Here is a 22,121-nt window from a genome sequence, read left to right on the forward strand (position 1 = left end):
CTTAGCGGTCAATACTGCCGAACACGATGTCTTGCGTCCCGATGATGGTCACGGCGTCGGCAAGCATGTGCCCACGCGCCATTTCGTCGAGCGACTGCAAGTGAGCGTAGTCTGGCGCGCGCAGTTTCATGCGGTACGGCTTGTTGGCGCCATCGGACACCAGGTATACGCCGAACTCGCCCTTCGGATGTTCCACGGCGCTGTAGGCTTCGCCTGGCGGCACGTGGAAACCTTCCGTAAACAGCTTGAAGTGGTGAATCAAGGATTCCATGTTGGTCTTCATGTCGACGCGGCCCGGAGGCGCCACCTTGCGGTTGCTGGTCATGACAGGACCTTCATTGTTGCGCAGCCACTCCACGCATTGCTTGATGATGCGGTTCGACTGGCGCAGCTCTTCCACGCGGACCAGGTAGCGGTCGTAGCAATCGCCGTTGGTACCGATAGGAATGTCGAAATCCATCAGGTCGTACACTTCGTACGGCTGTTTCTTGCGCAAGTCCCATTGCACGCCCGAGCCGCGCAGCATGGCGCCCGTAAAGCCCATGGCCAGCGCATCTTCCGGCGAGACCACGCCGATGCCGACGGTACGCTGTTTCCAGATACGGTTGTCGGTCAGCAGGGTTTCGTACTCGTCCACCGAGTTCGGGAAGCGGCGCGCGAAGTCTTCGATGAAGTCCAGCAGGGAACCCTGGCGGTTTTCGTTCAGCTTGCCGATCGCCTTGGCGTTGCGGATGATCGAGGCCTTGTGCTGCGGCATCGCGTCCGGCAGGTCGCGGTACACGCCGCCCGGACGGTAGTAGGCCGCGTGCATGCGCGCGCCCGACACTGCCTCGTAGGCGTCGAACAAGTCTTCGCGGTCGCGGAAGCAATACAGGAACGGGCCCATGGCGCCAACGTCCAGCGCGTGGGTACCGAGCCACATCAGGTGATTCAGGATACGCGTCATCTCGTCGAACATGACGCGGATGTATTGCGCGCGCAGCGGCACTTCCAGGCCCAGCATCTTTTCGATGGCCATCACGTACGCGTGTTCATTGCACATCATCGACACATAGTCGAGACGGTCCATGTACGGCACGGATTGCAGATAGGTCTTCTGTTCGGCCAGCTTTTCGGTGGCGCGGTGCAGCAGGCCGATATGCGGGTCGGCGCGCTGGATGACTTCGCCATCCATCTCCAGCACCAGGCGCAGCACACCGTGCGCGGCCGGATGCTGTGGCCCAAAGTTCAGGGTGTAGTTCTTAATCTCAGCCATTATTTCATCCCGTAATGTTCTTCGCGGATCACGCGCGGCACGTTTTCCCGCGGCTCGATCGTCACGGGCTGGTAAATCACGCGCTTTTGTTCCGGATCGTAACGCATCTCGACATAGCCGGAGACGGGGAAATCCTTGCGGAACGGATGACCGATGAAACCGTAGTCGGTCAGCAGGCGGCGCAAGTCGTTGTGGCCTTCGAAGAGGATGCCCAGCAGGTCGAACGCTTCGCGCTCGTACCAGTTGACGGCACGCCAGATGTTCACCACGGAGGGCAGCAGCGGCATGTCGTCGTCCGGCGCGAACACGCGCACGCGCACGCGCCAGTTGTGCTTGACCGACAGCAAGTGCGAGACGGCCGCGAAACGCAGGCCATCCCAGCTACCGTCGCCATAGGTCGAGTAGTCGACGCCGCACAGGTCGAGCAGCTGCTCGAAATGCAGGGCCGGATCGTCGCGCAGGGTCTGCATTACGGCCAGGTAATCCTCGGCCTTGACGACCAGGGTGACTTCGCCCAGCGCGACCGTCGTGCTAACGCGATCGCCCAGGGCAGTGCCGAGGGCGTTTTGCAATACTTCTAAATGTGTTGTCATAATCTGAAGCGGCCCCGTTAGCGTGCGATCGTGCTGGTACGCTTGATCTTGTTCTGCAACTGCATGATGCCGTACAGCAAGGCTTCAGCGGTCGGAGGACAGCCAGGCACATACACGTCGACGGGCACGATGCGGTCGCAACCGCGCACCACGGAATAGGAGTAATGGTAGTACCCGCCACCATTGGCGCAGGAACCCATCGAGATGACCCAGCGTGGCTCTGCCATCTGGTCGTAGACCTTGCGCAGGGCCGGCGCCATCTTGTTGCACAGGGTGCCGGCAACGATCATGACGTCGGACTGACGCGGCGACGGACGAAACACGACGCCGAAACGGTCCATATCGTAGCGGGCTGCGCCCACATGCATCATTTCGACCGCACAGCAGGCCAGACCGAACGTCATCGGGAACATAGACCCGGTGCGCGCCCAGTTGATCAGCTTGTCGGCCGAGGTGGTGATGAAACCTTCGCTTAATACGCCTTCAATAGCCATGGCTTATTCCCAGTCAAGGGCACCTTTCTTCCAAATGTACCAAAATCCGACCACGAATTCAGCGATGAACACCATCATCGTGACGAAACCGGCCCAGCCCAGGTCGCGCATTGCAACGCCCCATGGGAAAAAGAATGCCGTTTCCAGATCGAACAAAATAAACAGGATTGCGACCAGATAGTAGCGCACATCAAATTTCATGCGCGCGTCTTCGAATGCTTCAAAGCCACATTCGTACGGGGAGAGTTTTGCTGCGTCAGGCTTGTTAGGACCTAACAGGCGCCCCAGGAGCTGGGGAGCGATACCGACACCAAGGCCGATAATAATAAACAGCAGGACGGGGAAGTAATTTTCGAGGTTCACGATTGATGAGCTTATATTGAACGATCGGTTAAATGAGGACGCTGCGATCATTTGCAGCGTATCTAACGCACGACCCCAATCAAAGCTAAGACCAGGATCGAACGACACATCCTCGTAAAAAAAGCCAGCAACTTTGTACGAGCCATGGCTCGTGCGCCGTTGCTGGCTTCTGATTTCTGGTGCCGACGACGAGACTCGAACTCGTACAGCTTTCGCCACTACCCCCTCAAGATAGCGTGTCTACCAATTTCACCACGTCGGCGGTAAGGCCCGTATTCTACTCTGCTTTGGCGCTAAAGTTAATGCACAAATGCATCAAAACACAGATAAAAACGATAAATTTTTACATCTTCCAGCGCGTCACGATTTTTTCCTGCCGCGCTGCTGAAACATTGAGCAATAATCTGCCCGTAATGAGAATTACTCTCGATGAGGTATCGAGCTCATACAAAAATTACTTTGGAATCGCGCCTGCCGGGGTGCTGGCAACCGGTGCCGCCGCCGCTGGAGCGCTGGCAGCCGGAGCTGCAGCAGGCACCGTCGTCGGGATCGCGCCCGCGCCGGTGACCGGCACTGGCTTGACGACTTTATCCATCACCCCGCCGCCGACCGTCGTGGCGCGCTGATTGGCCATCAGCGACAGGGCCAGGGTGGCGCCGAAGAAGATCGCGGCGGCGACGCCCGTCGATTTCGACATGAAGTTCGACGAACCCGTCGCACCGAACAGGCTGCCCGAGGCGCCCGAACCGAAGGCGGCGCCCATGTCGGCGCCCTTACCGTGCTGCAACAACACCAGCGCGATAATCGACAATGCCGAAATAACCTGTACTACTACTACCAGATTGAACATCATGTTCATTGCAATTCCATTCTTAGTTTAAATTAATTCAATCAGCGGCGTGAATAATTGCCAGGAAATCCGCCGCCTTCAATGCTGCCCCACCGATCAGACCGCCATCGATATCCGGCATCGCCATCAATTCTTTTGCGTTCTCCGGCTTCATGCTGCCGCCGTACAGGATCTGCACGCCGGTCGCTGCTACCGCATTCTTTGCCGCCAGCTGGCCGCGCAATACCTGATGCACGTCCTGCGCCATTTGCGGCGTGGCTGTCTTGCCCGTGCCGATGGCCCAGACCGGCTCATAGGCCAGCACCAGTTTCGCCACGTCGTCGGCGGAAATCGCCGCCAGCACGGCACCCAGCTGCTGCGCCACGACCGTATCGGTCTGGCCCGCTTCGCGCTGCGCCAGGGTTTCGCCGATGCAGACGATAGGCGTGATGCCCGCCGCCAGCGCCGCAACCGTCTTGGCCGCCACCTGCGCATCGCTCTCGCCATGGTAGGCGCGGCGCTCGGAATGCCCGATCACCACATAGCCGCATCCGAAATCCTGCAGCATGGCGGTCGAGATTTCTCCCGTGTAGGCGCCACTGGCATGCGCGGACACATCCTGTGCACCCCAGCCGAGAGCCGTGCCTGCCAATTGCGCCTGGCACTGCGCCAGATACGGCGCAGGCACACAGACGGCGCTGGCGGCGCCAGAGGCAGCCAGGCCAGCAACTATTTCAGACAATAACACCGCGTTCGAGGTGCGACTGCCGTTCATTTTCCAATTTCCGACGACGAGTTTGCGACGCATAGTAGCCTAAATTCTAATAACCCGTCATTCTAACTCCGGCACCGATGCCGGTCAAACAGGCAGTGCCCCGTTTCAAACAACTTGCAACATGATCTTGCCCACGTGCGTGCTCGCTTCCATCAAAGCATGCGCCTCGTTCGCTTTTTCCAACGGGAAAGTTTTATAGATCACAGGCTTGATCTTGCCCGCCTCGATCAGCGGCCAGACGGTCGTGCGCAGGTGATTCGCGATGGCCGCCTTGAAGGCGACGGAACGGGGACGCAAGGTGGAGCCCGTCACCGTCAGGCGACGGCGCAGCAAGGCGCCCAGGTCCAGTTCCGCCCTGGTGCCGCCCTGCACGGCGATCAGGCCGACGCGGCCATCGTCGGCCAGGCAATCGATTTCGCGCGGCAGGTAGTCGCCGCCGACCATGTCGAGGATGACGTCGACGCCCTTGCCACCAGTCAGCTCCTTGACGACGGCGGCGAAATCTTCCGTCCGGTAGTTAATGCCCCGCTCGGCGCCCAGCGCTTCGCAGGCGCGCGCCTTCTCGTCGCTGCCGGCCGTGGCGAACACGCGGTGACCCAGGGCGGCCGCCAATTGAATGGCCGTCACGCCGATGCCGGACGTGCCGCCCTGCACCAGCAAGGTTTCGCCGTCGGCCAGCGCGCAGCGGTCGAAGACATTGCTCCAGACGGTAAAGAAGTTTTCCGGCAGGGATGCGCCTTCCAGCGCCGTCAAACCTTGCGGCAAGGGCAGGCACTGGCCGGCGGGCGCGGCGCAATATTCGGCATAGCCGCCGCCCTGCACCAGCGCGCAGACGAGGTCGCCCTTCTTGAATGCGGTATTGCTGAAATCGCCATCGACGACTTCACCGGCCACTTCCAGGCCAGGCAAATCGGACGCACCGGCTGGCGGCGCGTACTTGCCCAGACGCTGCAGCACGTCGGGACGGTTGATGCCGGCCGCGTGCACCTTGATCAGCAGTTCGCCGGCTTTGAAGGCGGGGACGGGACACTCGACGATCTGCAAAACGTCGGCGGGACCTGGCTGGCTGATGGCAACTGCACGCATGGCGGGACTCTTTCAAGGGAAAACGGCGATTGTACGCCAAGCCGTTCACCCTTGCAGGCATGCCCCCTTCCCTATGCGCCGCCCGTCTTCGACTGGCGCGGCAGCGGCGTGCCCGGCTTCCATTTCGCCGACAGGGCCTGTCCTTCCTCGACTTGCTCATGCGTCATCTTGCGCACCACGGCGGCGCGCTGATCGGCCGCATTCGCGTTGCCGTTCGCCGCCGCCAGGTTCCACAGCATGTAGGCGATGACGTTGTCCTGCTGCACGCCGCCCATGTGGTAGCGGTACATCAGGCCCAGCACCTGCTGCGCCTCGGCGTGGTTCTGCTCGGCCGCCTTGCGGAACCAGCTCACGGCCTGCTTGTGGTCCTGCAGCACGGCGTTGCCCGTGTAATACATGGCGCCCACCACATACTGGGCGTCGGCCTTGCCCTGGTCGGCCGCCTTGCGGTGCCAGAACATGGCTTGCTTGTAATCCTGCGGCAAGCCGCGGCCCATGTAATACATCAAGCCCAGCAAATGCTGGGCATCGGCATTGCCGGTCTTGGCCAGTGGCAGGATTTCCTTGTAGGCCAGCGCGTAATTCTTGTTGTTGTAGGCACTGGCGCCTTCGACGAAGCCAGCCCGCGCAGGTAGCTGTATCGCCAACAGCATGAGTAATGTAATGATCAGTTTTTTCATCGGAATGGGATGTGGTCTGACTACTTATTCTTGTTCTGCCAATAAAGCCTGCGGCAGGATGCGTTTACTTCCAGCTGACTTTGCCCAGGCCCTCGACGCTGACATCGCGGTTGGCCGGCTTGCCGTACACCACCACCGAGCCGAGTCCGCTCAGGTTCAACTTGGCATTCGTATGGGCATTCACCGTGGCATTGCCCAGGCCGCTCAATTCCAGATTGACGGCATCGACTTCAAACTGCTGCGCATTCAGGCTGCCCAAACCGCCCAGGCTCGCTTTCAGGATACGTCCGCGTCCACCCAGCATCACGGAACCGGCGCCCTGCAAGTCCAATTCCGCCCGCTCATTGTTGCCTATCCAGATCTGCATGCTGCCCACGCCGCCCAGGCTGGCATTGAGCTTGCGGTAGTCGCCCACCAGCTTGATGCTGCCCGCCCCTTCCAGCGACAGGGTCAGCTCCTCGCCCTTGAAGCCCGTGATGTCGGTGCTGCCAAATCCTTCCGAGCTCAGCTCGCGCAGGTTCGGCAGGACCAGGTCGGCGCGGATCGACGAGGGGCCGATCTTGAAGCCGCGCACCTCCGTTTCGATGTGCAGGGTATCGCCGCTTTGCGCCGTGCTGACATCGGCGATGTAGCGCTTGTCGGCCGTGATGCTTAGCGAAGCCACGTTGCCCTGGCGAATGCGCACTTCCATCACGCCATCGAGCTTGACGCGCACGACGCGGGCGTCGACGTTGCGCATTTCCAGCAAGCGGGTCTCGGCGGCCACGCCGCGCACCAGGCCCAATGTCGCCAGGAACAGCAGCGCCAATTGCAGAATCTTTTTCATGTAATGCATCCTCGGTATCTTGTTTTTATATGTCGCGGCACCCGCGTGGGGCGCCTGCATTGCTCGCGCAGCACCACTGTAGCAGCGCCGAAAATGGCTGACAATCAATTATGCAAAACGGGCTTTTTCGGCAGCGCTCAGGCGCTTGGCCTTGACGACCACCACTTGCATGGCAGCCTTGTTCGCTGGCGCGGCCAGGGTGGCCGTGGAACTGGCCACTTGCAGGGCCGGGGCGGCCGGGGCGATGGCGTAGCAGCTAGCGCCAAGCACGATGGCGGCGGCAACGGCAATGACTTCCATGTTTTTAGCGACGTTCATGTTGTTCTCCTCGGGTGTCTGGCAGTGGGCTTGCGGTATGGTGTCACTATAGCCATACCGCCCCCGGCAGACACGCCGATTGCGACGAACTGCATTTTTGGCAGGCTGGCCTGACAAAAACGCGGATGAACGTGCAGATCGCTAAGCGTCTTCTTAAAACTCTTCCCACTCGTCGGCGCCGGACTTGGCCGCCTTGACCGGTTTGACCGGCGCCAGCGCGCGGGCCGGCGCGCGCGGTGCAGCAGCGGCTGGCTTCGCCTTGAGGCGCGTCACGGGCGCGTGTGCCGCGGCAGGACCGGCATCGCCCAGGCGGAACATGCCGACGGCTTGCGCCAGGTCCACGGCTTGCTCCTGCAGGCTTTCCGCGGCAGCGGCCGCTTGCTCGACGAGGGCCGCATTTTGCTGCGTCATGGTATCCATGTGCGTGACGGCCGTATTGATCTCGCCGATGCCGGCGCTCTGTTCGCGGCTGGCCACGGTGATCTCGCTCATGATGGTCGTCAACTGCTGCACTGACGCCACCACCTGGTCCATGGTCTGGCCCGCCTCATCGACGAGGCGGCCGCCCGCATCGACCTTCTCCACCGAATCGCCGATCAATTCCTTGATTTCCTTCGCCGCGCCGGCGGAGCGTTGCGCCAGGTTGCGCACTTCGGACGCCACCACGGCAAAGCCCCTGCCCTGCTCGCCCGCGCGCGCCGCCTCGACGGCCGCGTTCAGCGCCAGGATGTTCGTCTGGAAAGCGATACCGTCGATCACGCCGATGATGTCGACGATCTTGCGCGAGCTTTCCTGGATGCCTGCCATGGTGCCCACCACCTGCTGCACCACGCGGCCACCCTTGGCCGCCACTTCCGAGGCGGACACGGCCAACTCGTTGGCTGCATGCGCGTTTTCCGCATTCTGCTTGACGGTCGACGTCAGCTCATCCATCGAGCTGGCCGTCTCTTCCAGCGCGCCCGCCTGCGCTTCCGTACGCGAGGACAGGTCGGCATTGCCGGCGGCAATATCGGCCGACTCGCTGCGCACCAGGGTGCTGATGCTGCGGATCTGCACCAGCACGGTGGCGATCTTTTCGACGAACAAGTTGAATGCCTTGGCGATCTGCGCCAGCTCGTCCGCGCCTTCCGCATCGAGGCGGCTGGTCAGGTCGCCATCGCCCGTGGCGATCGCTTCCATCGCATCGCGCACCAGGCCCAGGCGGCGCAGGGCGCGCGCCACCAGCACGCTCAGCACCGTGGCGGCCAGGGCCAGCACCAGCAAGGCCGTCAGGGCCGAGGCGCGCAGCATGGAGCTCAATGCCTGCGTCGCTTCTGCGCGGTCGAGCACGGTCGCCAGCAGCCAGTCGCTGCCCGGTACTTTGCTTACATGCAAGATGCCGTTACGGTCGCCCAGACGAATGGCGGCGCCATCGCCGCTCTTTTCGATATCGGCCAGCGCCTGCGCGCTCAGGCCCGGGTCCAGTTCGGCCAGCGGTTTCAGAGTCAGTTTGCTATCCGGATGGGCGATGATCTTGCCGCCGCCATCGACGAGGAAGGCATAGCTGGACGCCGTCGGCTTGATCGAGGCGACGTTTTGCACCACCGCATCCATCATCACGTCGGCCGCCATCACGCCCGTCACGCTGCCCTTGCCGCCCAGCGGCTCGGCAAACGTCACCACCAGCTTGCCCGTGCTGGCGCCGATGTAGGGCGCCGTGATGATGGGGCCGCCTACTTCGGACGCCAGCTTGTACCAGGGGCGTGCCGTAGGATCGTAGTCGGCGGCGCGCTTGCGCTCCTGCGAAAACACGGCGTGCTTGTCGGCAAAGCCGATATATGCCATGTCGAAGGTGCCCGCCTGTTCGGCCGCCTTCAGGGCCGGCAGCGGATCGGCCGCCGTGGCGCCCTGTTTGAGCGAGCCCACGACGGCCTGCTTGGAGCGCAGCCATTCGGCGATGGCTTGCGCATGGCTGTGCGACAACTGCAGCATCTGCGTGTCGAGCGCGGCCAGGGTGCTGGAGCGCGTAGTAAAGAAATTGGCGATGGCGACGGCCAGCATGGCCAGCACGACGATGGAAACGGCGATGGCGATCAGCCGCGCCTTAAGGGAGGACAACATGGTGCATCCAATAAAAAAAGAGAAAATCGGGAGGGATGCACCATGGTCGGGGAATAAGATTTTGTCGTCAAGCAATACTGACAGTCAATTACCCATAAACAACAATTGATACCATATAGTTCATGTCTCGCCGCGCAGCTTGCGCAAGGCGGGCGAGTCGCCGCCCGTCGCCTCGATGCGGAAGCGGGCAAATGCCTGCTCCAGCTCAGGGTAGCAGCGCAGACTGCCTTCGTTAAAGTAGCGCCCGCCGGGGATATCGCCCCATGGCAGGGGTGCGCTCAAGCCCCCGCTGCCCGCCAGGGCCAGCAGCGGCTCGAGCGCGCTGCGCAGGTCGGCCACTTCCGTATCGGCGCCCGCCAGGCGGGCCAGCAACTGTTCCAGTTCGGTAGTACAGGCTTGCAGGCGCGACTGATCCATGTTCACTCCTAATTCTTGATGGTGCCCACCAGCACGGGCGCCGACCACAGCTTGCGATTGAGCAACAGGTATTGCAAGGCGCCACCCTTGCGCCGCACCAGGCCGCCCAGCTCTTCGGTCGGCGCCACCGAGCTGACAAACACCGTCACGGTCCCGTTAGGCGTGACCTCATACACATCATACAGCGGCGCTTCGCTCCTGAGCGGCAAGCCGAAGCAGTCTGCCAGCGAGTCACACTCGTCGCTGCCTTGCAACTGCCCGATAGTGGTGAAGTATGGCGAATAGCGCAAGACGCTCTGTCCGTGCGGCACTACCTTGTAGAGCGGAATATCGATCAGCCAGACGGTCGGCAACTTATTGCCGGACGCCAGCTGCTCAACGGCCCGCGCATAAATCATCTCCGCCGGCGCGCCCGGATCGGCCGCGCGCAGCTGGGCCAGGAATTGCTGCCCGTCCTCACCCTCCAGCCAGCCGTCGATCACCGGGCGCTGCAGGCCGATGGTCTTGAAGGTGCTGAGGTCATTGATTTCGCGCGCATGCACGGCGCGCAAGGCGTCGATGTCTTGCGCCGGCATGGCCGCGGACGCGGCAACGATGGGAATGGGCAGCGGCACCGGTGTCGGTGCATCGTCAGCCTGTGCCCAGGTACCGGGCGAAACGGCAAGCAGAAAGGCGGCGGCCAGCCCGCGGAATGTGCGCATGCTGCATCTCCTTGGAAGACTCGGTCAGGGGGAATATCCCCTCCCGAATCTACAGAGAGCGGCAGCGTTCGATGCGCGCTGCATCAAGGCCGATGCGCAAATTGGCGCCCACCTTCGATACAGCGCAAACGCGGCGCAAAAAAAACCGCCAGGGCTTGCGCGCTGGCGGTTTTTGAACATGCGGCCGAGGCCGCAGTCAGGCGAATCTGAAGGAAATTAAACGGCTGGCGCTTCGTTGCCTTCAGCAGCTTTCATCGACAGCTTCAGACGGCCGCGGTCATCCGTTTCCAGCACTTTGACGCGAACCAGCTGGCCTTCTTTCAGGTAGTCGGCCACGGCGTTGACGCGCTCGTTGGCGATCTGCGAGATGTGCAGCAAGCCGTCCTTGCCAGGCATGACTTGGACGATGGCGCCGAAGTCCAGCAGTTTCAGCACGGTGCCTTCGTAGGTCTTGCCCACTTCGACGGAAGCGGTCAGTTCTTCGATGCGGCGCTTGGCTTCCTGGCCGGCAGCAGCGTCAACGGAAGCGATGGTAACCACGCCTTCGTCGCTGATGTCGATCTGGGTGCCCGTCTCTTCGGTCAGCGCACGGATCACGGCGCCGCCCTTGCCGATCACGTCACGGATTTTTTCCGGGTTGATCTTGATGGTGATCAGACGCGGTGCGAAATCGGACAGTTCGGTTTTGACGTGCGGCATGGCTTTTTGCATTTCGCCCAGGATGTGCTCGCGGCCTTCCTTGGCTTGCGCCAGTGCCACTTGCATGATTTCCTTGGTGATGCCCATGATCTTGATGTCCATCTGCAGCGCCGTGATACCGTTGCGGGTACCGGCTACCTTGAAGTCCATGTCGCCCAGGTGATCTTCGTCGCCCAGGATGTCGGACAGCACGGCAAACTTGCCGCCTTCCTTGATCAGGCCCATGGCGATACCGGCCACGTGTTCTTTCATCGGCACGCCGGCGTCCATCAGTGCCAGGCAGCCGCCGCAGACGGAAGCCATCGACGAGGAACCGTTCGATTCCGTGATTTCCGATACCAGACGCACCGAGTAGCTGAACTCTTCAGCTGCTGGCAGGGCGGCGATCAGCGCGCGCTTGGCCAGGCGGCCGTGGCCGATTTCGCGGCGTTTCGGCGTACCGACACGGCCCGTTTCGCCGGTGGCGAACGGAGGCATGTTGTAATGCAGCATGAACGAATCGGTGAACTCGCCCATCAGCGCATCGATCTTCTGGCTGTCGCGGGCGGTGCCCAAAGTTGCCACGACCAGCGCTTGCGTTTCGCCGCGCGTGAACAGGGCCGAACCGTGGGTGCGTGGCAGCACGCTGGTGCGGATCGAGATCGGACGCACGGTGCGCGTGTCGCGGCCGTCGATGCGTGGCTCGCCGTCCAGGATTTGCGTACGCACGATTTTCGCTTCGATGTCGAACAGGATGTTGTTCACTTCAGCGCTGTCGATAGCCGCGCCGCCGGTGGCAGCCACTTCAGCCGACAGGTCGGCGATCACTTCCGACGTCGCTGCTTTCAGCTTGGCCGTACGTTCCTGCTTGTCCTTGGTTTGATACGCGTCATTGATCTTGGCGTTGGCGAAATGCGCGACGCGGGCGATCAGTGCTTCGTTTTTCGGTGCAGGCGCCCATTCGACTTCCGGCTTGCCGCCGTCACGCACCAGGTCGTGAATCGCGTCGATGACGACTTTCATCTGGTCGTGGCCGAAGACCACGGCGCCCAGCATGATTTCTTCGGACAGCTGTTTCGCTTCCGATTCGACCATCAGCACGGCCGTTTCGGTACCGGCGACAACCAGGTCCATTTCCGACGTTTTCAGTTGCTGGACGGTCGGGTTCAGGATGTACTGGCCATTGGCGTAACCGACGCGCGCGGCGCCGATAGGACCATTGAAAGGCACGCCCGATACGCACAGGGCAGCCGATGCGCCGATCATGGCGGCGATGTCCGGATCGATTTCAGGGTTGACCGACAACACGTGAATGATGACTTGCACTTCATTCAGGTAGCCTTCCGGGAACAGCGGACGGATAGGACGGTCGATCAGACGAGAGGTCAGTGTTTCTTTTTCGGAAGGACGGCCTTCGCGCTTGAAAAAACCGCCCGGGATTTTACCGGCAGCATAGGTTTTCTCGACATAATCAACCGTCAAAGGGAAGAAATCCTGGCCTGGCTTGGCATCTTTGCGTGCCACTACCGTTGCCAGAACGACGGTATCTTCGATCGACACCAGCACTGCGCCGGATGCCTGACGTGCGATTTCGCCGGTTTCCAGGGTCACTTGGTGTTGACCGTACTGGAAGGTTTTCGTAACTTTGTTAAACATGGGGTATCCCTTTTCTAATTGCCGACAGATTTTCAGGGGCTGTCGTTCACCTCACCACAGGCGGCGAAAACTTCGTTGCCGCCTTTACTACTTTACTTTTAAAACATGATATCGGTAGAGAATACTGTACTTCTCGACATAAATCCGGAATTCAAATGACAAAATGCCCGCGTCAGCGAACTGGCGCAGGCATTTCTGTATAAACCTTGTACGGCAAAAATTACTTGCGCAGACCAAGTTTAGCGATCAGGTCGCGATAACGGGTAGCGTCTTTAGCCTTCAGGTAGGACAACAGGCTCTTACGACGGTTGACCATCATGATCAGGCCGCGGCGGGAGTGGTGATCTTTCGAGTGGGCTTTGAAGTGGCCGTTCAGTTCGTTGATGCGAGCTGTCAGCAGTGCAACTTGCACTTCAGGGGAGCCGGTGTCGTTTTGACCACGTGCGTTGTCCGCGATGATAGCGGCTTTGTTGATGTTTTCTACTGTCATGATAAACCTTTCACATGCGGTGCACAGAGTCTGAACCCTATCCACCGTGAACTACGATTATTAAAATACTGGCCTATGCTTCCAACCAGACGCGCAAGTATATCGGAAAAATGCCCGCCTGTATCCTGCCGTGCGCGCTTTTCTCGGTGCATGATAGGGTTTTCCTGCATTTCAGGAGGTCAAACATGAAAAAACTGCTCAAATCAGCAACACCGCTGCTGTTTGCCGCGCTGGCCGGCTGCGCCAGCTGGAACGTCCCGCCGCCCCAGCCGGGCGAGCCGCGCGCCGCCGTGGAAGCGCGCCTGGGCCGGCCCACGAATATCTACCAGCTACCCACGGGTCCCGAACTCGAATACGCGACGGGACCGTACGGCCAGTACACGTATATGGCCCGTTTCGGCCCCGACGACAGGTTGATTTCCTACGAGCAAGTGCTCGACACGCCAGGCTTTGCCCGCATCAAGGTGGGCGTGTCGACTCAGCAAGACGTGCTGCACACCTTGGGCCGCCCGACGGAAACCTCGCATCTGTCGCTGCCGAAACTGCACGTCTGGTCCTACCGCTACAAGGAATCGGGCGTGTGGGATTCCATGATGCACGTGCACTTCGACCACGACGGCATCGTGCGCATGATGATGAACGGGCCCGATCCAGCCAAGGAAGAGCGGCGGTTTTTCTGGTAGTTAGCGCCCCCTCACGGTTGCGGGTCGATGCGCTCGTCTTTCGCATGCAGTTTGTTTAAGGCCGACAAATACGCCTTGGCCGACGCGACGATGATGTCCGGATCGGCGCCCACGCCGTTGACGATGCGTCCGTCGCGCGACAAGCGCATGGTAACCTCACCCTGCGACTGCGTGCCCGTGCTGATGGCATTGACGGAGAACAGGACCAGCTCGGCGCCGCTGGCGGCCGCGCTTTCGATGGCGTTGACGGTGGCGTCGACGGGGCCGTCGCCCTGCCCTTCGCAGCTGCGCTGCTCACCGCCGACGAGAAACTCCACGCGCGCATGGGGCACGGCGCCCGTCGTCGACTGCTGCGTCAGCGCAACAAAACGGTAGTGCTCACTCTCCTGCGCCTGCTGCTCCTCGCTGACGAGGGCCATGATGTCTTCGTCGAAAATCTCGGATTTCCGGTCGGCCAGTTCCTTGAAGCGCAGGAAGGCCGCGTTGACTTCCGCTTCCGATTCCAGAGAAATGCCCAGCTCCTGCAGCCGCTGCTTGAAGGCATTGCGCCCCGACAGTTTGCCGAGCACGATCTTGTTGGCCGTCCAGCCCACGTCTTCGGCGCGCATGATTTCATACGTCTCGCGCGCCTTTAAAATGCCGTCCTGGTGGATGCCGGACGCGTGCGCAAAAGCGTTCGCGCCGACGACGGCCTTGTTCGGCTGCACGGCAAAGCCCGTGATCTGCGACACCATTTTGGACGCCGCCACGATTTGTGTCGTATCGATGCCCACCGTCAGGTTGTAATAGGCGGCGCGCGTGCGCAGCGCCATCACCACTTCTTCCAGCGCCGTATTGCCGGCCCGCTCGCCAAGGCCATTGACCGTGCACTCGATCTGCCGCGCGCCGCCTATCATGACGCCCGCCAGCGAATTGGCGACAGCCAGGCCCAGGTCATTATGGCAATGGACGGACCAGATGGCCTTATCGGAGTTCGGTATGCGTTCGCGCAAGCGCTTGATGGTCGCGCCGAAGATTTCGGGCACAGCGTAGCCGACCGTGTCGGGAAAATTGATGGTGGTGGCGCCCTCGGCGATCACGCCCTCGAGCACACGGCAAAGGAAATCTTCGTCGGAGCGGCTGCCGTCTTCGGGGCTGAATTCGATGTCGTCAGTGAACTGGCGCGCAAAGCGCACGGCATTTTGCGCCTGCGTCAGCACTTGCTCTGGCGTCATGCGCAGCTTCATCTGCATGTGCAGGGGCGACGTGGCGATAAAGGTATGGATGCGCTTGCGCTCGGCTGGCGCCAGCGCCTCGGCGGCGCGGGCGATGTCGCGGTCGTTGGCACGCGACAGCGAGCAGATGGTGGACTCGCGCACGGCGCCGGCAATCGCCCGTATCGATTCGAAGTCGCCCTGCGAGGCGGCGGCGAAGCCCGCCTCGATCACGTCGACCTTCATGCGCTCGAGCTGCTTGGCGATGCGCAGCTTTTCCTCGCGCGTCATGGAGGCGCCCGGCGATTGCTCGCCGTCGCGCAGGGTGGTGTCAAAAATGATGAGTCGGTTGCTGGTGGTCATGGCTGCTCCTGGCTGGCTGAAGACTGGCGACGCTACCGACTCGCCGCATTAATGCTCGGGGTCGGTCTGGATGATGCTGACGGGCTTGCCCTTCGCCATGCGCCAGAAAAACACGGCGTAGCCGGACAGTCCATACACGACGAAAATCGGGAACAGCACCTTCGGCGGATCGATGGAAATGAGCGCGAAGAACAATGCCAGCAGGAATACCACGATAAAAGGCACGGACTTGCGGAAATTCACATCCTTGAAGCTGTAGAACGGCACGTTGGTGACCATGGTCAGGCCGGAAAACAGGGCGATCGTCCACGATACCCAGGCCAGCTGGTTGCCGGCAAATTCCAGGTCGTTCATCAGCAGGATGAAGCCGGCCACCATGGCCGCCGCCGCCGGGCTGGGCAAGCCCTGGAAGAAGCGCTTGTCGACCACGGCGATATTCGTGTTGAAGCGGGCCAGGCGCAAGGCGGCGCCGGCGCAATACACGAAGGCGGCCAGCCAGCCCAGTTTGCCCATGCCGCGCAGCGACCATTCGTAGATCACCAGCGCCGGCGCGGCGCCGAACGACACCATGTCGGACAGGCTGTCGTACTGGGCGCCGAATTCGCTCTGCGTATTCGTCAGGCGGGCGATGCGGCCATCGAGGCCGTCGAGGATCATGGCGATGAAGATGGCCCAGGCCGCGTGTTCGAATTTCTGGTTCATGGCCATGACGATGGCGTAGAAACCGCAAAACAGGGCTGCCGTCGTAAAGGCATTCGGCAACAGATAGATGCCGCGGCGGCGCAAGGTTTTCTTGCCAGTGCCATCGCTCACCGGCTGGCGCGCGAATTTGCTGAAGCGGGACGCTTTGGATACTGCGGGAGTGCCGTTCTTGCCTCTACGACGGGGGAAGTTTGCCATGTTGTTCCATATCTTGTGTACTACGGGGGAATCGGTGCCAGATGGCAGGCGCATGATTGTCACGGCACGCGCCTGCCGATGTTGTCATTATAGAGGAGCCACCGCCAAAGAAAAGCGCGGCGGCGTCAAGCTGACAATATTGATCCCTGTTCAAGCCTTATTTGAACTTGACCTTGGCCACCAGGCCCATGTTCAGGGTCGTTTCGCCCGGCTCGAAGCTCGGTTCGGCCACCTGGTTGCCGCCATGGCCCATGGCATCGGCGCTCATGGCGCGCGCGCCAGCCACGTTGACGCGCTGCGCATAGTTGCCCGAACCTTCGAAATCGATGGTATCGATCACGGCGTCACTGACATTGCGGCCCATGGCGCCAGCGATGGCGGCCACGCGCTCGTTGAGGTTCTTGTAGGCGGCGGCAATGCGCTGGTCGTCGAGCTTGCGGATGGTGGCGGGCGCCAGGCCGAAGTTCAGACGGTTCAGGGTCAGCACGCCTTGCGCAGCCGACACGGTTTTCGGCAAGGCGGCCAGATTCGTCGTCGTTACCTGCAGATACTGGCCCACTCGCCAGCCGGTCGGCACTCTGGGTTTGGCGGCGACACCAGGCGGCAATGGCGCCGTTTCAGGATACACGGCATACGTGTAATAGCCCTGGGTTTTCAGCACGGCTTGCGGATCGGCTTTCTTGACGATGGCCGCGCCCTGGTTCATCTTCTGGTTCACGCGCGAGGCGGCGGCCGCCTTGTCCTTGTCCTGCTCTTCGACGGCCAGGGTAACGGTCACCTGGTCGTTCGCATGCACCACTTCGCCGTTGGCGGGCACCACGACGAGGGTGCCGGAGGTGGGCAGGGTCTGGGCTTGTGCGCTCAGGGCAACGGTAGCGGCGGCGGCAGCCAGCAGTGATTTCATGACGGTCATGGGGTTCTCCTGGAAAATATGGGGGCAAAAACGACCATGGGGCCAACAGCCCCATGATTTTTAAAACAGTCTAACGCGGAAATATTTCCCGTTGATAAGCTTACTTGAACTTGACCTTGCCGACGACACGCATGTCGAGCGTCGTTTCGCCCGGCTCGAAGCTCGGTTCGGCGACGGCACTGTCTTCGCTCATCTTGGCGCTGCGCATCATCATCGGCGCGGCGGCAGAGCGGTTTTCCGTGACGTAATTGCCCGAACCTTCGAAGTCCACCGTATCGAGCACGGCGTCGGAAACGTTGCGGCCCATGGCCTTGGCGATGGCGGCCACGCGCTCATTCAGGTTTTTATAGGTGGCGGCGATGCGCTGGTCGTCCAGCAGGCGGATGGTTTCCGGCTTCAGGCCGAAATTCAAGCCGTTCAGGGTCAGCACGCCTTGCGCCGCCGACACGGTCTTTGGCAGCGACGCCAGATTGGCCGTCGTCACTTCCAGGTACTGGCCAACACGCCAGGCCGTTGGCAGGCGCGGCTTGGCAACGGCGCCAGCCGGCAATGGGCGCTCCTCCGGATACACAGGATAGGTGTAGTAGCCATACGATTTCAATGCCGCCGACGGGTCAGCCTGCTTGACGATGGCGATACCCTTGTTCATCTTCTGGTTGACACGCGACGCGGCCGCGGCTTTATCCTTGTCCTGTTCTTCGACGGCCAGGGTAGCGACCACCTGGTCATTGACATGCTTGACTTCGCCAAACGCGGGGACGACCACCAGAGTGCCGGAAGTCGGCAGGGATTGCGCTTGCGCGCTCAGGGCAACGGTGGCTGCGGCGGCAACAAGGACGGATTTCATCACGGTCATGAGGGTACTCCTAGGTAGTTAATGTGGCTGACAGCCAGCGAACGGGGCGCTTTTGGCACCCCTTTCGCTTGAGAAACTTGTCAAACTGTGTAGATTCTAACGCCTCATTCATTCCCGTGGCGCAAATTAACAAATCGTCACAAAATGCGCCAGCCAGTCACATCTGCTCACATTTCAATACACTGCCATTGAAAAAAACAATGTTATTAATGACTTATCAGTGGCCGACCACCGCGCCGCCGCTGCGCCGGCCCGGCTTGAAACTGTGACGGTGCGCGCGCCAGGCAATGGTCAATGCCACCATCAGCAAGGCCAGCATGGCCCACGGGAACGAAGCCGCACCATAGCCGTCGAGCAGCAAGCCGCCCGCCAGGCCGCCGCCCGCGATGGCCACGTTCCAGATGGTCGCCACCATGGCTTGCGCCACATCCATGCCGTCGCCGGCCGCGTCCGCCGATGCCGTCTGCAGCAAGGTGCCGGCGCCGCCAAAGGTGACGCCCCAGATGGCCATGCTGACATAGATGACGATGGGGGAGTCCATCGCCAGGCCCAGCGCCACCATCACGAGAGCCAAGGCGGCGATGCAGCCCAGCACGAGCGGACGCAACCAGCGGTCGATCAGCTGGCTGACCAGCCAGATGCCGGCCAAGGAACCCACGCCATACACAAGCAGCACCAGGTCGACACGCGGGCGCAAGCCGGACGGCGCCAGGAACGGCGCGATGTAGGTATACAGAATGTTATGCGCCAGCATCCAGGCGACGATCACCGCCAGAATCGGCCGCACGCCCGGCGTCATGAATACCTGGCGGATCGACAGGCGCTCGCCATTCTTTTGCCCAGGATAATCGGGCACGGCCAGCAGCACCCACGCGACCAGCACCACGGCCAGCCCCGACATGATGCCGAAGATGCTGCGCCAGCCCAGCACGCCGCCCATCAGGGTGCCCAGCGGCACGCCCAGGGACAGGGCCAGCGGCGTGCCGATCATGGCAATCGCCATCGCCCTGCCCTGCTGCTCCACGCTGACCATGCGGCGCGCATAACCGGCCATCAAGCCCCAGGCCAGCCCGGCGGCCATGCCCGTGACGAAGCGCGAGACCAGGGCGACCATATAGTTGGGCGACAGCGCCGTCGCCGTATTGAAGATCAAAAAGCCGATGATGGCCAGCAGCAAGACATTGCGCCGGCGCCAGCCGCTCGTCAGCGCCGTCAGGGGAATGGCCGTCAGGATGGAACCGATGGCGTAGACGGTCACCAACTGGCCCGTCATGACTTCGGAAATATTGAGATCGCGGGCAATCTGCGGCAGCAAGCCGGCCGGCAAGGTTTCCGACAGGAGGGCGAGAAACGCCGTCATGGCCAGGGCCAGCAAGGCCAGGACGGGAAGCCGTTCGGAAATGGAAGATTCGGCAGTGCCCGGCATGGGTACTGTGGCGGTAGTGCGGTCGGTCATAGGGGTCCTTCAGGTTGCCAAGCGGCTGATCAACTAGCGCCTGGCGTGCTACGAAAGCGGTGATGCGCGTTGCGGTCGGCAGATACCGAAACAGATGCAGCCCACAGGGAACTGCAAAGGAAGGGCGGAATTATATAGGAATATAAAAAGACAGGAGGCGGGCGAAAAGCGTGCGCGCCAAAACAGCCGCGCTCAAGCTGGCGTCATGCAGGCATCGTTGGCCGCCTTGCGTGGCGAAAACCAGGCATTCGATTTCGGACTGTACAGGAAGGCGCAGATGACGGCGAACGTCAGCGCGCCAGGCAAGACATTCATCTTGAGCGGCACGGTCGCCAGGCTGAGCGCAATGTCGATCACGCCCCACACCAGATACACAGTGCGCGCGCCACGCTGCCTTTGCAGCATGGCCAGCGCGGCCACCAGGGTAATGCCCAGGCTGGCGAGCAAGATCGCGTATTGCACCTCGGCGGGAATCGCGCTGTGCGCCATCCACGCCTGCATGGCGGGATCGTTGCGGCCGAGGTAAGCCGACACGAGCGATGACAGAGAACCGATGACCAGAAACCAGCAACTGATGGCAAGCGAGACGGGGCGCTTGACCACATGAAGATTCCCGACAAAAACTTTAGAAAAAACAAGCATGGTGCGGACGGTATGGTTGAATGGGCCTGATTGTAACGGATGTTGCCTGCCAAACGATGCGCATAAAAAAAGCCGGCTTGCGCCGGCTTCTTGTGATGCACTACAACTGCCTAAGTAACCCCCAATAAATTATTGTGATTTCTGACTTCCATAACCGGCGCTCTGCGGCGTTGCCCGCTGCTAGCAGTGCTCGCACTGCGTCGCAGCGGGCGCCTTGCATAGCATCCGGTTCTGTTCGTCATAATTTCACAATAATTTCCTGAGGATTACTTAGTTTTTCGACTGGTCAACCATCTTGTTCTTGGCGATCCAAGGCATCATGGCGCGCAGTTTCGCACCCACTTCTTCGATCTGGTGCTCGGACGTCAAACGGCGGCGCGAGATGAGGGTCGGTGCGCCTGCCTTGTTTTCCAGGATGAAGCTCTTCGCGTATTCGCCCGTTTGAATGTCTTTCAGGCATTGACGCATCGCATCCTTGGTGGCCGACGTCACAACCTTAGGACCGGTCACGTATTCGCCGTATTCGGCGTTGTTCGAGATCGAGTAGTTCATGTTGGCGATGCCGCCTTCATAGATCAGGTCGACGATCAGTTTCAATTCGTGCAAGCACTCGAAGTACGCCATTTCAGGCGCGTAACCAGCTTCCGTCAGGGTTTCGAAGCCGGCCTTGATCAGTTCCACGGCGCCGCCGCACAGCACGGCTTGTTCGCCGAACAAGTCCGTTTCGGTTTCTTCACGGAAGTTCGTTTCGATGATGCCGGCACGGCCGCCGCCGTTGGCCGAGGCGTACGACAGGGCGATATCGCGGGCGATGCCCGATTTATCTTGGTACACGGCGATCAGGTGGGGCACGCCGCCGCCTTGGGTGTAGGTGGCGCGCACGGTGTGGCCTGGCGCTTTCGGCGCGACCATGATCACGTCCAGATCGGCGCGTGGCACGACTTGGCCGTAATGCACGTTGAAGCCGTGGGCGAAGGCCAGCACGGCGCCTTGCTTGGCGAACGGGGCGATGTTTTCGTTGTAGACCTGAGCGATGTTTTCATCTGGCAGCAAGATCATGATGACGTCGGCCGCTTTCACGGCGTCGTTGACTTCCGCCACTTTCAGGCCCGCTTGCTCGACCTTGGTCCAGGAAGCGCCGCCCTTGCGCAGGCCGACGGTGACGTTGACGCCCGAATCGTTCAGGTTTTGCGCGTGTGCATGGCCTTGCGAACCGTAGCCGATGATGGCAACGTTTTTACCTTTGATCAAGGAGAGGTCAGCGTCTTTGTCGTAAAAAACTTTCATGGTATTTCCTATATATTTGATGATGCGTTGTTGTTTTAAATGCGGCGCCAGGGCCGCGTAGTGCTGCTTGTATTTTTATACTTTGAGGATGCGTTCGCCGCGGCCGATGCCGGAACCGCCCGTACGGACGGTTTCCAGGATGGCGGCGCGGTCGATCGAATCGATGAACGCGTCGAGCTTGACCTTGTTGCCGGTCAGTTCGATCGTGTACGTCTTTTCGGTGACATCGATGATGCGGCCACGGAAGATATCGGCGGTGCGCTTCATTTCCTCGCGCTCCTTGCCCACGGCACGAACCTTGATCAGCATCAACTCGCGTTCAATATGCTGGCCTTCGGTCAGGTCCACCACCTTGACCACCTCGATGAGGCGGTTCAAGTGCTTGGTGATCTGCTCGATGATGTCGTCCGAGCCGCTGGTGACGATGGTCATGCGCGACAGGGTCGAGTCTTCCGTCGGCGCCACCGTCAATGTTTCGATGTTGTAGCCGCGTGCCGAGAACAGGCCCACCACGCGCGACAGGGCGCCCGCTTCGTTTTCCAGCAAGACAGAAATAATATGGCGCAT

General features: G+C 61.0%; 24 protein-coding genes and 1 tRNA gene. 1 reads left to right on the plus strand and 24 read right to left on the minus strand.

Translation table 11 applies throughout. From position 1 onward, the window contains the following. Window position 1 precedes the first annotated feature (1 nt). The 16 genes from V3C40_RS16420 to rpsO form a co-directional block, all read right to left on the minus strand. Window positions 2-1,255 (minus strand): NADH-quinone oxidoreductase subunit D, encoded by a 1,254-nt coding sequence (locus tag V3C40_RS16420; protein ID WP_034749992.1) that lies wholly within the window; start codon window positions 1,253-1,255, stop codon window positions 2-4. After that, window positions 1,255-1,848 carry an NADH-quinone oxidoreductase subunit C gene (locus V3C40_RS16425; RefSeq protein WP_034749994.1) on the minus strand — a complete coding sequence of 198 codons (594 nt, stop codon included), beginning with the start codon at window positions 1,846-1,848 and terminating at the stop codon, window positions 1,255-1,257. The genes V3C40_RS16420 and V3C40_RS16425 overlap by 1 nt, the downstream gene beginning before the upstream one ends. Window positions 1,849-1,865: 17 nt before the next feature. Continuing rightward, window positions 1,866-2,342, minus strand: a complete 477-nt coding sequence (locus V3C40_RS16430; protein ID WP_010399733.1) for a NuoB/complex I 20 kDa subunit family protein — start codon at window positions 2,340-2,342, stop codon at window positions 1,866-1,868. Window positions 2,343-2,345: 3 nt separating this feature from the next. Beyond that, window positions 2,346-2,705 (minus strand): NADH-quinone oxidoreductase subunit A, encoded by a 360-nt coding sequence (locus tag V3C40_RS16435; RefSeq protein ID WP_010399734.1) that lies wholly within the window; start codon window positions 2,703-2,705, stop codon window positions 2,346-2,348. A 177-nt stretch (window positions 2,706-2,882) separates the two neighbouring features. Then, window positions 2,883-2,967, minus strand: a tRNA-Leu gene (locus V3C40_RS16440). Window positions 2,968-3,159: 192 nt separating this feature from the next. Continuing rightward, window positions 3,160-3,564, minus strand: coding sequence for a preprotein translocase subunit SecG (secG, locus tag V3C40_RS16445; protein WP_034749996.1), 405 nt, complete (start codon window positions 3,562-3,564; stop codon window positions 3,160-3,162). A gap of 28 nt (window positions 3,565-3,592) precedes the next feature. Continuing rightward, a complete protein-coding gene (tpiA, locus tag V3C40_RS16450) occupies window positions 3,593-4,342 on the minus strand; it encodes a triose-phosphate isomerase (protein ID WP_331777994.1) in 750 nt (249 codons plus the stop codon). Window positions 4,343-4,414: 72 nt separating this feature from the next. Beyond that, window positions 4,415-5,395, minus strand: a complete 981-nt coding sequence (locus V3C40_RS16455) for an NAD(P)H-quinone oxidoreductase (protein ID WP_331777995.1) — start codon at window positions 5,393-5,395, stop codon at window positions 4,415-4,417. A gap of 71 nt (window positions 5,396-5,466) precedes the next feature. Beyond that, a complete protein-coding gene (locus V3C40_RS16460) occupies window positions 5,467-6,075 on the minus strand; it encodes a tetratricopeptide repeat protein (RefSeq protein WP_034750002.1) in 609 nt (202 codons plus the stop codon). Window positions 6,076-6,139: 64 nt separating this feature from the next. Beyond that, on the minus strand, window positions 6,140-6,901 hold the full coding sequence (locus tag V3C40_RS16465; RefSeq protein ID WP_072452723.1) for a GIN domain-containing protein: 762 nt from the start codon (window positions 6,899-6,901) through the stop codon (window positions 6,140-6,142). A gap of 108 nt (window positions 6,902-7,009) precedes the next feature. Next, window positions 7,010-7,219: a hypothetical protein gene (locus V3C40_RS16470; protein ID WP_034750006.1), complete on the minus strand. Its 210-nt coding sequence runs from the start codon at window positions 7,217-7,219 to the stop codon at window positions 7,010-7,012. A 153-nt stretch (window positions 7,220-7,372) separates the two neighbouring features. Further along, on the minus strand, window positions 7,373-9,319 hold the full coding sequence (locus V3C40_RS16475) for a methyl-accepting chemotaxis protein (RefSeq protein ID WP_331777996.1): 1,947 nt from the start codon (window positions 9,317-9,319) through the stop codon (window positions 7,373-7,375). Between the two features lie 120 nt (window positions 9,320-9,439). Next, window positions 9,440-9,736: a hypothetical protein gene (locus V3C40_RS16480; protein WP_181878049.1), complete on the minus strand. Its 297-nt coding sequence runs from the start codon at window positions 9,734-9,736 to the stop codon at window positions 9,440-9,442. Between the two features lie 8 nt (window positions 9,737-9,744). After that, window positions 9,745-10,437 carry a hypothetical protein gene (locus V3C40_RS16485; RefSeq protein ID WP_331777997.1) on the minus strand — a complete coding sequence of 231 codons (693 nt, stop codon included), beginning with the start codon at window positions 10,435-10,437 and terminating at the stop codon, window positions 9,745-9,747. Between the two features lie 216 nt (window positions 10,438-10,653). Then, the gene (gene pnp, locus V3C40_RS16490; protein ID WP_072452715.1) at window positions 10,654-12,771 is read right to left on the minus strand and encodes a polyribonucleotide nucleotidyltransferase; all 2,118 of its coding nucleotides are present in this window, start codon (window positions 12,769-12,771) and stop codon (window positions 10,654-10,656) included. A gap of 220 nt (window positions 12,772-12,991) precedes the next feature. Beyond that, complete coding sequence (gene rpsO / locus V3C40_RS16495) at window positions 12,992-13,261, minus strand: 30S ribosomal protein S15 (protein WP_010399743.1); 270 nt, start codon at window positions 13,259-13,261, stop codon at window positions 12,992-12,994. Window positions 13,262-13,446: 185 nt separating this feature from the next. On the opposite strand from rpsO, the gene bamE reads away from it, so the two are divergent. Further along, window positions 13,447-13,944, plus strand: coding sequence for an outer membrane protein assembly factor BamE domain-containing protein (bamE, locus tag V3C40_RS16500; protein WP_331777998.1), 498 nt, complete (start codon window positions 13,447-13,449; stop codon window positions 13,942-13,944). Window positions 13,945-13,955: 11 nt separating this feature from the next. Here bamE and V3C40_RS16505 read toward each other — a convergent pair whose 3' ends face one another. The 8 genes from V3C40_RS16505 to ilvN all read right to left on the minus strand — a co-directional run bounded on the left by V3C40_RS16505 (window position 13,956) and on the right by ilvN (window position 22,121). After that, window positions 13,956-15,500 (minus strand): 2-isopropylmalate synthase, encoded by a 1,545-nt coding sequence (locus V3C40_RS16505; protein ID WP_319992883.1) that lies wholly within the window; start codon window positions 15,498-15,500, stop codon window positions 13,956-13,958. A 48-nt stretch (window positions 15,501-15,548) separates the two neighbouring features. Beyond that, window positions 15,549-16,400, minus strand: a complete 852-nt coding sequence (gene pssA / locus V3C40_RS16510) for a CDP-diacylglycerol--serine O-phosphatidyltransferase (RefSeq protein ID WP_034750030.1) — start codon at window positions 16,398-16,400, stop codon at window positions 15,549-15,551. A gap of 157 nt (window positions 16,401-16,557) precedes the next feature. Then, window positions 16,558-17,313, minus strand: coding sequence for an SIMPL domain-containing protein (locus V3C40_RS16515; protein ID WP_331777999.1), 756 nt, complete (start codon window positions 17,311-17,313; stop codon window positions 16,558-16,560). A gap of 100 nt (window positions 17,314-17,413) precedes the next feature. Then, window positions 17,414-18,169, minus strand: coding sequence for an SIMPL domain-containing protein (locus V3C40_RS16520; RefSeq protein WP_034750034.1), 756 nt, complete (start codon window positions 18,167-18,169; stop codon window positions 17,414-17,416). 217 nt (window positions 18,170-18,386) lie between these two features. Further along, window positions 18,387-19,625, minus strand: coding sequence for an MFS transporter (locus tag V3C40_RS16525; RefSeq protein WP_331778000.1), 1,239 nt, complete (start codon window positions 19,623-19,625; stop codon window positions 18,387-18,389). 192 nt (window positions 19,626-19,817) lie between these two features. Next, window positions 19,818-20,228 carry a hypothetical protein gene (locus V3C40_RS16530; RefSeq protein WP_219327404.1) on the minus strand — a complete coding sequence of 137 codons (411 nt, stop codon included), beginning with the start codon at window positions 20,226-20,228 and terminating at the stop codon, window positions 19,818-19,820. Between the two features lie 309 nt (window positions 20,229-20,537). Beyond that, window positions 20,538-21,554 (minus strand): ketol-acid reductoisomerase, encoded by a 1,017-nt coding sequence (gene ilvC / locus V3C40_RS16535; RefSeq protein ID WP_034750044.1) that lies wholly within the window; start codon window positions 21,552-21,554, stop codon window positions 20,538-20,540. Window positions 21,555-21,629: 75 nt separating this feature from the next. Further along, a complete protein-coding gene (gene ilvN / locus V3C40_RS16540; RefSeq protein WP_010399754.1) occupies window positions 21,630-22,121 on the minus strand; it encodes an acetolactate synthase small subunit in 492 nt (163 codons plus the stop codon).

Source organism: Janthinobacterium sp. LS2A, assembly GCF_036543145.1.
In the GTDB taxonomy this organism is placed as follows: domain Bacteria; phylum Pseudomonadota; class Gammaproteobacteria; order Burkholderiales; family Burkholderiaceae_D; genus Janthinobacterium; species Janthinobacterium aestuarii.